A 14,231-nucleotide genomic window follows, 5' to 3' on the forward strand; every position below is an offset into this window, starting at 1 on the left:
CGTATTCAGTTGTGTCGTGTTGATGTGGGGTTGAAATAATTGATGTTTGAAGGGGCAAAGTTTTGCGCCAGTAACGAATGGAACATTTTTATGTTCGTGGCGCGCGGTTATGCGGCGCCGCGCTCCCACTGTAATGAAGCCGTTAGCAAATACGAAAATGGATAAACAACAACCCAAGCGACCGGATGAACAAGATTTATCCCGTCGTGGATTCCTTCAATCAACCTTCACAACGGTAGGTGCGGCCGCGCTCCTTGCCACGCAAGCGGCGTATGGCGTTACAACTCCAGCGGCGGCGCAATCCGTAAATGGGCAGAAAGTCCTGAATGATAGTCGGATTGATCCGGCACGCACCGCGGTGCTCATCATGCATTATCAAAACGATATTTTCAAGCTGATACCGGGCGCAGTGCCAGTGATAAAAAATACCCGGGCGTTGTTGAGTTCGGCACGTAAAAATGACCTGAAAGTGATTTTTATTCGGATGGGTTTTAGTGCTGGCTACCCCGAGGTGAATCCAAGAAATCGTAGCGGAATGTGGCTAAAGAGCACCGGCTTGTTCGTGAATGATCAGATTCACGCCGACGTTGCGCCGCAGTCCGGAGAAGCCATCGTGACCGCACGTCGTGTGAATCCCTTCTTCGGTACGGAGCTGGAAATTTTGTTGGAAACCGCTGGCATCGACACGCTTGTTATGGCTGGCGTTCAAACCACTGGGGTTGTGCTTTCTGGTGTTTCGCATGCAAGTGATGCTGATTACAGGATTTTCTGCGTCAAGGATTGTTGCTATGACCCAGATCCGGTGGTGCATGACCACCTAGTCGCGACAGGATTTACCTCGCGAGCGAACTGCCTTTCGCAAGCCGAAATGCAGGCCATCATAGCCCGTGCCTGACGTCGCCCTTATGCAGCAAACGTAACAAGTAAGCAGATTAAATTAGCCACCGTGCTCACCGAAGCACGCTTTTCGCGGTAAGTATTTTCATGCTCTTCGCATTGCAACGTCATTATTGTTTTCACAAAATGAAACGTTACATAATTGTTGAGTAAGCCGGACTATTTTTAGAGAAGAATTAGAGCTAAGTATTTTATTTTTTTTGAGAAAAAATAGAAATAAGTCGCTTTATAAGGCTGAAACTTAAAAATGCATTGACCAAGTAGTTTTCACGTTTTATATTTAATTTAAATGAATCGTTTCATATTAATCGGGGAGGCCTCGTGACAACGTAGCCAAAATAAAAAATGGGGTGTCAGCGGTAAAAAAATGAGTAACAATTTAACTGACGGAGACGGGTGTAAATCATGAAAAAAGTATTAGCTAGTTCCGCAATAATGGTCGCTTGCACTGCAAATTTTGCCTCTGCGCAAACTAGCGTAACCATCTACGGGGTGTTCGACCAGGGCTTCACTTATTCCACTAACCAAAAAGGCAGCGCCAACCTGCAATTTACCAGTCTCGGCGTACAAGGAAGTCGGCTAGGATTTAAAGGTTCAGAAGACCTTGGTGGTGGGCTAAAAACGATCTTTACCCTGGAAAGTGGATTTGACCCAAACACCGGTGCACTTGGTCAAGGCGGCAAACTTTTCGGGCGGCAAGGATTTGTCGGCTTGCAAAGTACGCAGTGGGGCACGCTGACAGCGGGCCGTCAATATGATCCGTTGGTGGGGAATTTGGCACCATTGACTTCGAATGGGGGTTATACCGGCCTCTATTTTGCGCATCCTTTTGATAACGACAACACCAACAACACGATTCGATTTAACAACGCCGTTAAGTATGCAAGTAACACGTATGGGGGTTTTAGTTCGAGCGTAATGTACGCGTTTAGTAATCAGATCGGTGCTTTCGGAAATGACCGTGCCTGGAGCGCTGGCGCAAAATATGAAAATGGTCCGCTTAAATTGGGCGTAGGTTATCTTGAACTTGATAACGGGGGCGCCAGCACCACCAGTCCTAATCCGGCTGGCACCGCGCCAGATGCGCCGGTGACGGCCTCACGTGCACGGATGTATGGATTGGGCGGCAGCTATCAGCTGGGCCCAGCGCTTTTGGGCGCAGTCTGGACGGGCTCCAAATACAACAATGTAGGGCCGACGTTGACCAGCGGGATCACCAATAATTTTAATAATTATGAATTGAACGCACGATATTTGGTCGCGCCAACGCTGATGCTCGTCGCCGCCTATACCTACACTACAGTAGGTATCAGCGGTCGCCCTGGCGTGGTTAATTCAAAGTTTAATCAATTCAGTGTGCTGGCAGATTACTTCTTGTCAAAGCGTACGACTTTATACGCCGAAGGTATTTATCTGCGCGCTGGTGGCGACCCTTTTATTGCCGGTGCAAATGGTGGGCCTGCAGCGCAGATTCAGGGTTTGTCAGCTTCATCAACGAATAGCCAGGCCCTTGTCCGCGTAGGTATACGACATAGCTTTTAGTTTTTGTAGCGGTACGGCGATAACGGCTTCATCAGAGAAAAACTGCGAGGCCGTTTCGTTTTGTCGCTTTAAAAATAGGTAGCATCACCAAGTTAGTTTGGTGTTACTTGTTGTTTAAGGAAGGGAGGCTAATCCACGTTCCCTTCGAAAATTTCCGACTGCGTTTTTGCATGTATTAGTTCTGTAGCAAAGCCATCGAACGACAACTTTTTATAAGACCGTTACCGTGGTGTCCGGAACGACTACGGGTTCCACTAAAGCCAGGTGGTAAAGGTTGGGATTCGGTCCGGTAATGGCGTAGTTGAAAAGTTGTGCTTAATCGTAGCGACACGCAAGATCAGCAACTCAGCCTTCGCCGCCCCAAATAATTTTGTATTGGTCACCGCTAAGATATTCTCGTACTTCAAGCGGAATCGATAAGTCACTCTGCAGCAACGCAGTGGCATTTCGGAGATGTTTTTTCTTGATCTTTTCTTTGTCGGAAAATTCAAGCATCATTCTTGTTGAAAACGGCTGGCGATATGTTGTCGCGGCCAGGCCTGAAACGATGCCGTATAAGAAGCGTACGGGATTTCTGAATTGAGGAACCAGTGTGGAGAAGGTCATCTCGTTTTTTTGCTTGCCCTCAAAATCGACCATGAAAAGCCGATCGCCAAGCAGGAAGCAGAATCCATGATACGTAAATGTACACCCGATTTTTCCACTACCGTCAAGCTTGGGGAAGCGCTCGATGGTGACGTATTGGGCCACCGAATTGCGTTCGTATATACATGTAATCGACCTCAGTATTCGGCCTGTGTAGATAGATGAATTATGGTAACGATTGTAGACGCCGTAGAACGGTTTAATGTGTTGGCTGGAGCTTAATGCGAGGGGGAGAAAGCGCATAAACTCAGGGAGGCTGCGTAGGTCAACTGGAATTTCATGTTCTTGCCCTTCGTAAAATTTTACGAAATCAGAGTTGGGCAAAAAAAAATGATCTGGCTCCATAGAGAAGTATCGTCCAATCTTTAGTAATATCTTTTGTGAAGGGACATGTTGCCCGACTAGATATTTATTAAATTGTTGACGATTGACGCCTACTTTCCGACAGAAATCTGCAATTGAATCGAACGAGTCAGCCAAACTTGCAAGGTTTTCGGAAAGATTTTTTGTGTGCTGCTGACGATTCATTTTGGACGCCATCCAGGTTGAAATTAAACCGAGCCCTAAGGAAGTGTATCGTCAATTTTGTAATTGCGCATAGCTTTCAGATGCAAGGCCGGAACTGAGCTGCATGTCAGCTATATGCTGCATTGCCTCGCCACATAACGGTGTTCCCGGACGGTGGATGATTGGGGCGTGCGGGATAGCTGTCATGTAAAACAGACTAAATATAAGCGATCCATAAACAGCACGTTGCCGCTGAGGGGTGAAGTATCAAGCGTGATACCTTCATCCAGCAGTTGGAGCAAAAGGCAGCCAATAGGCGGTCAAATTTGACGGGGAGTAGGGGGCGCATTGCATACGTCGCAAAGCGTCCTTGCGCGCCGCCTGACCCTCCGTGAACCTCATAGTTGCGGCGTTATTTCAGAACTCGCCGCTAAATAGAAAGATCATGGTCCGTGTGCGGTTTTGTCTGAAGCTGGGAGGCTTATGAAGATGTTGCCATCCAGAAATCAGATTCAATCGACAGCCCGGGTTTATGGAGCGCTTACAATATTTCTAACAATCCAAGTCTGCGTTATTTTAGCCCGGATGAAGCTCAATTGCTAACCAAATACAATCATTGTCCGAGTAGTAGCGATGCCAGGGGTACACAAAGTCGCCGTCATCGTTAACAAAGAAAAATGGATCATGTGTGTGCCCTGGAGCCAAGACCATTTCCTCGTACTTAGTCGATTCATCGCGCTCACGAAATTTTTGAATGCGGCCAGAACCGTGAATTTGTGTATGAATTTCAAGGAAAGGATGTTCATTATGCATAGAGCAATCGGTTTCCGCAGGCGCCCACCATAAATTTATTCTAATAGAACAAGATTCGGATTTAGAGCCGGCTTTTTCTTGTTTTGTGAAAGTGTAGGGATTAATTTTAATTGTGCCTACGGTGTCATATTTTGATATGTAGAGTGGTGAATTTCTTGGGAACTTCTCAAGCCTATTTCCGAACCATTCCCAGTTGTCAGACAACGAAAGGCCGCCAAGATTTTTAACTGATCGAACTCTGATAATAGCGATACGTGCAGCTCGAACAATGTTGGCATTGAAAACTACGACTGATTTCCATGCCGGAACAATGCTTTCAATTTGCGCACCAATAATAATAGGCTCATTGCTTAAATTGACAACAATGCCCTCGGGAACAATAAAGTCCTTAACATTTTCAATCAGATAAGCATCTATATACTGATCAGAGAATTCCAAATCTCGAACGTTGTTAATTTTCATGTAATTGATTTTCTCAAAAGATGGACTGGCAAAAACCAGTCCATCAAAATTGCCGGGACTTATTGCTTATTAAAATCCGCGATTCTTAACATATTCTGCACGTAGCTCGCCGAGATATGCTGGAACAGTGATGTCCCACCAGCCTGTTGGATGCATATTGCTCCACGGCCGTTCAATTGAGGAGATTGCCTCGATAACGTATGGTCGACCGGATGCAAGTGCTCGTTCTAGAGCAGCACCAATTTGCAGTGGATCAGTGACGCGTTCGCTAGCTGCTCCAAGCGATTTTGCGAAATCAGCGATGTGTGCTTCGTACGGCTGGCCATCAGGTGTGGTGAAGCCTGTGATAATCTCGCGATCTTCTCCAAACATATTAAGTTGAAGATTGCGGATTGCGCCCCAGCCACCGTTATTAATAATGAGGAAAATTGCCGGAATGCCCATCATAACGGCCGTTGCCAGCTCTTGTCCGGTTTGCAAGAAGGCACCATCACCGCAAATAGCGACAACAGGTGTGTCCGGCAAACCAAGCTTCGCACCAATGGCAGCAGGAAGTGCAAAACCAATACCTGAAAATCCACCCGGCGTAATATGCTGCTTCGGCCCATACACAGGGAATTCGTTGAATACCTGATTTTGTGGATTGCTTGAGTCGGTAACAACAATGGTATTTCGGGGCAATACTTTTCTAGCCTCAAAAAGTATTTGAGATACTGTCATTGGAGAGCGGTTAGCCTCACGAAGTGGGCGCAAATATTCAAGCCATTGCTCTTTGAGAAGTTGCAGGCGCTTAAACATAGGAGATTCGACATAATTGCGCGGCGCTGCCAGATCCCGAATTTCATTGAGAAGAGATGTAAGAATTGCCTTTGCGTCGCCAACAATGCCTACCTCAGCAGGGTAGTTTTTTCCAATTTCAAAACCGTCAATATCAATCTGAATAAGTTTCGATTTCGGAATATCGAAAGTAACGCCAGGCTTGTATGAAGATGTAATACGGTCGCTGAAACGACAGCCAATTGCAAGGATAACGTCTGCCTCGCGTGTCATTGCATTACCCGGAATAGACCCTAAGTCCCCGCACGGCCACGCATATAAAGGATGATCTTCAGGAATGGAGCCTTTGCCCATAAAAGAAGTGGTTACAGCCGCGCCAAGATGCTCAGCAATAGCAACAAGTTCCTCGCTGGCCTCGGCTGCAATAACGCCGCCACCGGCAACAATTACGATACGCGCAGACTTAAGCAGTAATTCGGCTGCTTTACTAATATCCAGAGGATCACCATGGAGACGACCATGCGAGCGGTGATCATCAGGGGCGGGCAAACTGACTTCTGCAGAATCCGCTTGCAAGTCTTGCGGCATATTAATCAGAGCAGGACCACGGCGGCCTTCAAGCATTGTATTGAATGCTTGCGCCATGACGCCGGGAATTTGCTCAATGCGACTAGGTTGCCACCAACGCTTCACAACAGGTTCCGCCATGCGCGGGAAGTTATCCCCATGAGGCCTGTCAATTTCTTGCAGAACGCCTTTTCCGGTCATATACGTATGAACGCCACCGGTAATCAGCAATTGGGGCATTGAATCAGCAAATGCGGTTGCGATACCTGTCAGTGTGTTTGTAGCACCTGGGCCAATAGAAGAGCATACAGCGGCTATCTTGCCAGTAGCGCGATAGTAGCCATCGGCCATATGTGAAGCACCTTGTTCATGCATGGCAGGAACAAGAGTGATTTCATCTTTTCTATCGACAAATGCATCAAGAAGTGCAGTATTGCCGTGACCTGGAATTGCAAATGCAAATGGGACTTTCTCCCTGATCAAATATTCAACTACAATTTGACCGCCAGTCATAGTCTTAGTTTCGCCAGACATGTTACTCCTCGTTATTACGTAAATGAGATTATAAATAAAACCATTAATTACATGAAATAGTACAAAGCTTATTATTGGAAATCACACTACATATCTTTATGAGCGATATTTTTTATTTTAATTACTAACTGCAGTTCCAATTCTAATATTCTCGATCATGCTAATTACCGTGCTCAATAATTAGATGATTTTTTGGCGACAGTGTCACCGCCGATGCTATTCTCGATTGCAAGAATATTCGGTGTCGAATTGATTTATTAATCAAATAATTTGTTATTGTTTTTTTAAAAAAATAGAAACCAATACAAAGCAGTATATGTCGTCTAAGTCATATACTCAATTTCGCAACACGTTCCTGATGTGACGCACAGTGACGCATTTCGTATGGCAAAAACCCCAATATTTTTTTATTCGACTCCTATGATTAGGTTTTTGCAGTCAGGCTAGCAATTGGGCGCTTACAATATTATTTAATTGTTATGCTAGCCTCGCAAAGCCTGTCAAAGTGACGCAATATGAAGCATGGCACTTTGGGGCTAATACTTAACTATAGAAATATTCGCTTATATTTTTTTGCCTAATATAATATCTGCTGCTTTCTCTGCAATCATTGTGCAGGCTGCATTTGTATTGCCAGAAACAATATTCGGCATAATAGACGCATCGACCACACGTAAATTTTCAGTTCCATAAACTATAAGATCTGGTGAAACAACACTAAATTCATCTATACCCATCTTGCACGTACCGCAAGGATGTAAAGCAGCCCTTGCATTCTTCTTCAAGAAATTGGATAGTTCATTACTGTTGGAAAAATTTCTATTCGGATAGAATTGTTTTGCAATAAATGGAGAAAGTGCGGGTTGCGCCATAATTTCTTGTGCGACTTGATATCCCTCTGTAAGGCGGTCCAAGTCGTATTTTTCACTCATATAGTTAGGCACAATTCGCGGTAACGCTAATGGATCAGAGGAATATAGAGAAACAAATCCGCGAGACTTTGGTCTCACATGTTCAAAATTTAATGTGCAGCCAACACCACCTGGTACGCTATCAGTACCTTCCTCGATACCTGCGCCTACGAGAAAGAAGTATTGCAAATCAGGAAGCTCGTTTAATCGAGAACCGTTTGTGAATGCACCACCTTCAATTAAATTGGATGCTATCGGGCCTGTTTTTCCAGTGATATATTGAATACCCGCCAACATTTTCCAATGAAGTTTTTTATACTTATCATAACTGTCGGTATTTTTTAATTGATAAACAAGGGACATCTCCAAATGATCTTGTAGATTCCGGCCGACGCCAAGCAAGTGAATATTGGTTTTGATTCCTAGTGAGCCTAAAAGGCCAGAATCGCCAATCCCAGAAAGTAATAGGAGCTTAGGAGTATTTATTGCGCCTGCAGAGATGATGACTTCACGTTCGGCTAAAATCTGAGTATTTTTTCCATTTGAAATACTATCTACGCCGATAGCCTTTCCATTTTTTATAATTACTTTTAATACTTTCGTATTTGTTAAAATTTCGAGATTTTTTCTATTTTTAGCAGGATGCAAATAAGCGCTCGCCGAGCTGGAACGTCGTCCAGCCCGAGCTGCAATTTGATATATGCCGCAACCATCTTGCTCACCAGCATTGAAATCTGCTTTATATTTCAAGCCAAATTGCTGACAGGCCTGCAACCAACGTCTTGTTAGTGGATGGATGCTTCCAGGAAAGGAAATGCCGAGAGGACCATTAATGCCATGATGTTCATTATAAAAATCTTCATTATTTTCAGAACGGATAAAGTAGGGAAGAACATCTTTATAACCCCAACCATTTGCACCAGATTGTTCCCATTCGTTGTAGTCCGTTGGGTTTCCTCTGACATAAACCATTCCGTTTACAGAACTTCCTCCACCCAAAACACTAGCTTGAACCATAGTAGTATTGGACTCTCTTATATCAGTGCCATTAGGCTCCCATGGATACCTTTTCAGCAGCGGTCCTTGCGCTGTTTTATAATAGGTGCCAGGAAATTTGATATAAATATTTGAATCAGTCGGCCCTTCCTCAAGTAAAAGTACATTGATATCTGGGTTTTCTGAGAGTCTGGCGGCAAGAATGCAACCGGTAGTTCCACCACCGACGATAATATAATCGACAGCCTTAATTTTTCGTTCCATTTTAGCTCCGTGTTTCTTTATTATTGGAAAATTCTAATTAATGTCTGGTCCACAATCCGTTGAACCAATGATTACATTTATTTATAATTTCCCTATAATCTGATTGCCAAAGAATTTCAGAATATATTTCAATTTCATACAGCCCGTTAAATCCAATGCTGTCAACAAAGCGCATGATTTCATTTAATGGCAAATTACCTTCACCAGGAATCATTCTGTCATTGTGAATCGACGTGCCATTGCGCCAGTCGGAAACATGAATAATCGAAATATAATTAATAATATCTTTAACTATATTATTTAAATTTGGCTCATCCCATAAATGCCATGTGTCAAATACAATGCCAACAGAGTCAGGTGAAAAATTCTTAACTATCTTTGAAGTATGTAACAGGGTATTCATAAAATCAAAGTAAGGGCTTCGTATCGGCTCCAATGCAAGAGTCACCCCATATGATTTAGCAATAGGGACAAGTTCAGTAAGTGCTGAAATGGTCAAGTCTTCTACTAAATTTGCATTTCTTCCGTTTAAGTTGCCGGGAACAACCACTAAATTTTGAATCCCTAATACACTGCATTCTTTAATGTATTTGCAATGCGCATTAATTTTTTCATGGTCGAGTACATGCGCATCCCCGGTAAGCGAATCCAGGCTAATCATGCTTTTTGCCAGTAATCCATTTTTCAATAAATGATCACGAACTTCGTATAAATTTATATTTTCAATTTTTGGTCTAAATATTCCAATTCCTTTAATTCCAGCTTCAGCGTAAGCCACAACATCCTCATGGAACGACCAATTTTTAGTGGTTATCTGACAAATTGAAAAATCATGAAAAGTAGTGCCTGTATGTTGGTTCATTTGTATTTACTTCCTAAGATAAATACTCAGTTCGGATTCAAGTAATCTTGTCTGATCCAATCTGCCGCTTTCTCCGCGATCATCAGAGTCGGACTATTGGTATTGCCGCTGGTGATGGTTGGCATAACGCTGGCATCGACTACTCTTAAGCCGCTGACACCACGTACGCGCAGACGGTTATCCAGCACGGCCATCGGATCTTCCGCGCGTCCCATCTTTACGGTACCAACAGGGTGAAAAATGGTGCTGGCGATATCGCCGGCAAGTTTGGTGAGCTCGTCATCTGTCTGGAACTGCGTACCAGGTTTGTATTCTTCCGGTTTATATCGGGCCAGTGCGCTTTGCGCGACGATGTTACGGGTGACGCGTAATGAGTCAGCGGCCACTTTGCGATCCTCTGCAGTGCTCAAATAGTTGGGCGTAATCGCTGGCGCAACATTAAAATTCTTGTCGCGAATTTGTACCGAGCCACGACTCGTGGGGTTCAGATTGCAGACGCTGGCGGTAAATGCATTGAAATTGTGCAGCGGTTCACCGAAAGCATTTAGACTCAATGGTTGAACGTGGTACTGAATATTTGGGTAGGGTTGCGATGGGTCGCTGCGTGTGAATGCGCCTAATTGTGACGGCGCCATACTCATCGGACCGCTACGTTTGAATGCGTATTCGAGGCCTATCATTGCCTTGCCCCAGATGTTATTTGCCAGCGTGTTCAGCGTTTTTACATGCTGCACCTTGAATACTGCACGGATCTGCAAATGATCCTGCAGGTTGGCACCGACGCCGGGAGCATCGTGCAATATATCTATGCCATATTGCTGAAGCAAACCTCCCGGTCCGATACCGGAGAGTTGTAATATCTGCGGCGATCCTATGCTGCCTGCGCTCAAAACAACTTCCCGTGTCGCCAATGCATCTATCTTCGAGCCATTGCGGTGCACGGTGGCGCCGATACACCGTAACTGACCATCGGCAGAGCGATTGAATTTGAGATCGCTGACCTGTGACTTGGTCCATAGCGTGAAATTGGGGCGCGAGATGCAAAGCGGACGCAGGAAGGCCTTGGCCGTATTCCAGCGCCATCCGCTTTTCTGGTTTACCTCAAAGTAACCGACACCTTCATTGTTGCCGCGATTGAAATCATCCGTGGCGGGGATGCCGGCTTGCTGCGCAGCTTCTGAAAACGCGTCCAGAATTTCCCATTTCAGTCGTTGTTTTTCAACCCGCCACTCGCCCCCATAGCCATGCATTTTGACTAACGCGTCGTGGCTGGTCCCGGTGCCAGGCTTCTTGAAATCAGGATCGTAAGCGTCGAGTTTATAGTGCGATTCATGGCGCTTGAAGTCGGCCAGGCAACTTTCCCATTTCCATGCATCGTCGCCTACCAACGCGGACCACTGATCATAATCACGGGCTTGTCCACGCATGTAAATCATGCCGTTGATGCTGGAGCTGCCTCCCAGAGTCTTGCCGCGCGGGTAACGCAGCGTGCGCCCGTTCAGGCCGACATCGGGCTCGGTGTTGTAAAGCCAATCGGTGCGTTGATTACCGATGCAATACAAGTAGCCGACCGGGATATGAATCCAGTGGTAATCATCGTTCCCGCCGGCTTCAATTAGTAACACTCGTGTGTTTGGGTCTGCACTGAGGCGGTTCGCCAGCAGGCAACCGGCAGTGCCGGCGCCTACAATTACATAATCAAATTCCTGAGATGCTGCGTTGTTCATCATGGCACCTTGGTTCACTTGGCAGTAGGCATGGCAAATTCGGCTCCTTTTTCGATGCTCTCGGGCCAGCGTTGCATGATGCTTTTTTGCTTAGTGTAGAAACGCACGCCTTCTTCTCCATATGCATGGGTATCGCCAAACAGCGATTTTTTCCAGCCGCCAAAGCCGTGCCAAGCCATTGGTACCGGGATCGGTACATTGATGCCGACCATGCCAACCTGAATTCGGCGGCCAAATTCACGTGCCACGTTGCCGTCGCGGGTGAAGCAGCTCACGCCATTGCCGAATTCATGGGCATTGATCAGTTTCACGCCTTCGGCAAAATCTTTCACGCGTACACAGGCCAGCACCGGGCCGAAAATTTCTTCCTTGTAGATGCGCATGTCAGCGGTAACGTTGTCGAACAAGGTGCCACCGAGCCAGAAGCCATGCTCATGCCCCTCCACTGTGTGCGACCTGCCATCCACCAGCAGTTCTGCGCCTTCTGTGATGCCGCTCGCGATGTAATCAGTGATCCGTTGCAACGCTGCTTTAGAGACGATAGGACCCATCTCCGCGTCAGGTTCGATACCGTTCTTGATTTTGAGAGCCTTGGTGCGTTCAATCAGCAGCGGGATGATTTTTTCTGCGACATCACCGACTAGCACGGCGACACTGATCGCCATGCATCGTTCGCCCGCCGAGCCGTAAGCAGCGCCTATCAGTGCGTCGACCGTTTTGTCGATATCGGCGTCTGGCATGACCAACATATGATTTTTTGCGCCGCCCAAAGCCTGCACGCGTTTGCCGTGCCGTGCTCCGGTTTCGTAGATGTAATTGGCGATCGGCGTGCTGCCGACAAATGAAATCGCCTTTACGTCAGGATGGTTCAGCAACGCGTCGACAGCTTCCTTGTCGCCCTGCACGACATTGAATACACCGGTTGGAAATCCTGCCTGTTTCATCAGATCGGCGATCAGTAGCGATGCGGTTGGATCTATCGGGCTTGGCTTCAATACGAAGGTATTACCAGTCGCAATCGCCAGCGGAAACATCCACATCGGCACCATCACAGGGAAGTTAAACGGCGTAACGCCAGCCACCACGCCGAGCGGTTGGCGCAGGGTCCAGTTGTCCATGCCAGTCGAAACCTGATCGGTGAAATCGCCCTTTAGTAGCTGCGGAATGCCGCAGGCAAATTCAACAATGTCGATCCCGCGTTCGACTTCGCCTTTAGCATCGCTGAATACCTTGCCGTGTTCCAAGGTAATTGCGTGCGCCAGTTCGTCTTTATGGGTATTCAATAGATTTAAAAACTTGAACATCAGACGTGAGCGACGGATCGGAGAGGTATCCGCCCAACCAGGAAAAGCAGCTTGCGCCGCAGCCACTGCAGCATCCACGTCGCTGGCGGTAGCAAGTGCTACCTGCGCTGTAACTAGGCCTGTCGCAGGGTTAAATACATCCTGGAAGCGCGAGGACTCACCGTTTGTAGAGTGATTGCCAATGAAATGACTTATCGATTTAATATTTGCAGAACTCATATGTATCTCCTTTTTCAATTTGCTGAAATGGCACTGTTGGGTTACTCTACATTCGTCGCAATCAAAAATCTACGCAGTAATTCTTGCATCTGATATAAGTAAAATTTATATGGTTTAGCATAGACAATGGATATCCAGGCATTCCGAGTATTTGTCGCAGTGGCACGAGAGGGCAGCCAGACGCGTGCTGCGCAACAGTTGCATTTGACGCAACCGGCGGTGGGTTTGCAGATTAAAGGTCTGCAAGAGGAAGCAGGACTTGAGCTGTTTACGCGCACGCCGCAAGGAATGAGCCTGACGCCGAATGGTGCGATTTTGTTATTGCTGGCTGAAAAAGTGCTTGAGGCACAGCAGGAGTTCAAGGCTGCCGCTATTCGCATGAATAGCGAGGTGCGCGGTAGTCTGGCAATCGGCACGATCCTCGATCCGGAGTTCACGCGATTGGGGGCATTCCTGAATGCGCTGCTGGAATTCGGACATCACATCGAAATTAAGCTATCGCACGGCATGAGCGGCGATGTCGTGGCCAAAATTCTGCGTGGCGAGCTGGATGTCGGCTTTTATCTCGATTCGCCTGTGCTATCTGGCGTCGATCAGGAAAAACTACCAGCAAGCCCTCCTGACGAATTGCATCACAGCGCCGTTCTGGAAACCAGAAGGCTCACCAATTTTACTTATCGCGTGGTGGCCCCTGTTGGCTGGGGGCCGCAAGTGTTGGGGCGAGACTGGAAAGCCCTGGCCTCTTTACCGTGGCTGGCGACACCGCCGGCGTCTATACATCATCGCCTTTTAGTGCGGGTGTTCGGGCCTGGATCAAGTACCGGTATATCGCCGAAATGGGTAGCAATGGTTGATCAGGAGGCGTCGATGCTGGACTTGGTCAAATCTGGCGCCGGCTTGAGCCTGGTACGTGAACAAATCGCCTTGCGTGAAGCGCAGGCGCATGGTTTGGTCATTGCTGACCGGGTTAGTCTGGACTGCGCATTGAGCTTTGTTTGCATGAAAACCCGGGTTGACCATCCTGTGGTGGCGACGGCATTGGCAGCGATCGATAAAGTCTGGCGAATGCGCTGAATCCCGCCCGCATCATGCCGCTGTCAAAACGGCTAAAAATCCTATAATTCTATAAATATTGGTACTGAGGACAAATCGGTTCTCCTGCCGGGATTGCACTGATCTAGCCGCATCGAAGCAATATCATCCG

The 14,231-nt window shown here is 46.8% G+C and carries 10 protein-coding genes; 3 read left to right on the forward strand and 7 right to left on the reverse strand.

Annotated elements, in window-relative coordinates:
• Positions 1-157 precede the first annotated feature (157 nt).
• Positions 158-895: a cysteine hydrolase family protein gene (locus C7W93_RS00170; RefSeq protein ID WP_370446367.1), complete on the forward strand. Its 738-nt coding sequence runs from the start codon at positions 158-160 to the stop codon at positions 893-895.
• A 407-nt stretch (positions 896-1,302) separates the two neighbouring features.
• Positions 1,303-2,439: a porin gene (locus C7W93_RS00175; protein ID WP_108438217.1), complete on the forward strand. Its 1,137-nt coding sequence runs from the start codon at positions 1,303-1,305 to the stop codon at positions 2,437-2,439.
• Between the two features lie 345 nt (positions 2,440-2,784).
• On the opposite strand, the gene C7W93_RS00180 is transcribed toward C7W93_RS00175, so the two are convergent.
• From C7W93_RS00180 to C7W93_RS00210, 7 genes are all read right to left on the reverse strand, one after another.
• Entirely contained in the window at positions 2,785-3,612 is an 828-nt protein-coding gene (locus C7W93_RS00180; protein WP_108438218.1) for a helix-turn-helix transcriptional regulator, read from the reverse strand.
• A 555-nt stretch (positions 3,613-4,167) separates the two neighbouring features.
• Positions 4,168-4,866, reverse strand: a complete 699-nt coding sequence (locus tag C7W93_RS00185; protein WP_108438219.1) for a hypothetical protein — start codon at positions 4,864-4,866, stop codon at positions 4,168-4,170.
• 69 nt (positions 4,867-4,935) lie between these two features.
• Positions 4,936-6,744 (reverse strand): thiamine pyrophosphate-binding protein, encoded by a 1,809-nt coding sequence (locus tag C7W93_RS00190; protein ID WP_201747124.1) that lies wholly within the window; start codon positions 6,742-6,744, stop codon positions 4,936-4,938.
• 563 nt (positions 6,745-7,307) lie between these two features.
• Positions 7,308-8,915 (reverse strand): GMC family oxidoreductase, encoded by a 1,608-nt coding sequence (locus C7W93_RS00195; protein WP_108438220.1) that lies wholly within the window; start codon positions 8,913-8,915, stop codon positions 7,308-7,310.
• 37 nt (positions 8,916-8,952) lie between these two features.
• The gene (locus tag C7W93_RS00200) at positions 8,953-9,777 is read right to left on the reverse strand and encodes a sugar phosphate isomerase/epimerase (protein ID WP_108438221.1); all 825 of its coding nucleotides are present in this window, start codon (positions 9,775-9,777) and stop codon (positions 8,953-8,955) included.
• Positions 9,778-9,803: 26 nt separating this feature from the next.
• Positions 9,804-11,507, reverse strand: a complete 1,704-nt coding sequence (locus C7W93_RS00205) for a GMC family oxidoreductase (protein WP_225869709.1) — start codon at positions 11,505-11,507, stop codon at positions 9,804-9,806.
• Positions 11,508-11,518: 11 nt separating this feature from the next.
• Positions 11,519-13,027, reverse strand: a complete 1,509-nt coding sequence (locus C7W93_RS00210; protein WP_108438222.1) for a CoA-acylating methylmalonate-semialdehyde dehydrogenase — start codon at positions 13,025-13,027, stop codon at positions 11,519-11,521.
• A 126-nt stretch (positions 13,028-13,153) separates the two neighbouring features.
• Here C7W93_RS00210 and C7W93_RS00215 point away from each other — a divergent pair, with 126 nt between their 5' ends.
• Positions 13,154-14,101: a LysR family transcriptional regulator gene (locus C7W93_RS00215; RefSeq protein WP_108438223.1), complete on the forward strand. Its 948-nt coding sequence runs from the start codon at positions 13,154-13,156 to the stop codon at positions 14,099-14,101.
• Positions 14,102-14,231: the final 130 nt, after the last annotated feature.

This window comes from Glaciimonas sp. PCH181 (genome assembly GCF_003056055.1).
GTDB lineage: Bacteria > Pseudomonadota > Gammaproteobacteria > Burkholderiales > Burkholderiaceae_D > Glaciimonas.

What these genes read in the sequence shown, in the direction of transcription:
- C7W93_RS00170 (WP_370446367.1), top strand. Translation starts at nt 158, where the DNA reads ATGGATAAACAACAACCCAAGCGACCGGATGAACAAGATTTATCCCGT.
- C7W93_RS00175 (WP_108438217.1), top strand. Translation starts at nt 1,303, where the DNA reads ATGAAAAAAGTATTAGCTAGTTCCGCAATAATGGTCGCTTGCACTGCA.
- C7W93_RS00180 (WP_108438218.1), bottom strand. Translation starts at nt 3,612, where the DNA reads ATGAATCGTCAGCAGCACACAAAAAATCTTTCCGAAAACCTTGCAAGT.
- C7W93_RS00185 (WP_108438219.1), bottom strand. Translation starts at nt 4,866, where the DNA reads ATGAAAATTAACAACGTTCGAGATTTGGAATTCTCTGATCAGTATATA.
- C7W93_RS00190 (WP_201747124.1), bottom strand. Translation starts at nt 6,744, where the DNA reads ATGTCTGGCGAAACTAAGACTATGACTGGCGGTCAAATTGTAGTTGAA.
- C7W93_RS00195 (WP_108438220.1), bottom strand. Translation starts at nt 8,915, where the DNA reads ATGGAACGAAAAATTAAGGCTGTCGATTATATTATCGTCGGTGGTGGA.
- C7W93_RS00200 (WP_108438221.1), bottom strand. Translation starts at nt 9,777, where the DNA reads ATGAACCAACATACAGGCACTACTTTTCATGATTTTTCAATTTGTCAG.
- C7W93_RS00205 (WP_225869709.1), bottom strand. Translation starts at nt 11,507, where the DNA reads ATGATGAACAACGCAGCATCTCAGGAATTTGATTATGTAATTGTAGGC.
- C7W93_RS00210 (WP_108438222.1), bottom strand. Translation starts at nt 13,027, where the DNA reads ATGAGTTCTGCAAATATTAAATCGATAAGTCATTTCATTGGCAATCAC.
- C7W93_RS00215 (WP_108438223.1), top strand. Translation starts at nt 13,154, where the DNA reads ATGGATATCCAGGCATTCCGAGTATTTGTCGCAGTGGCACGAGAGGGC.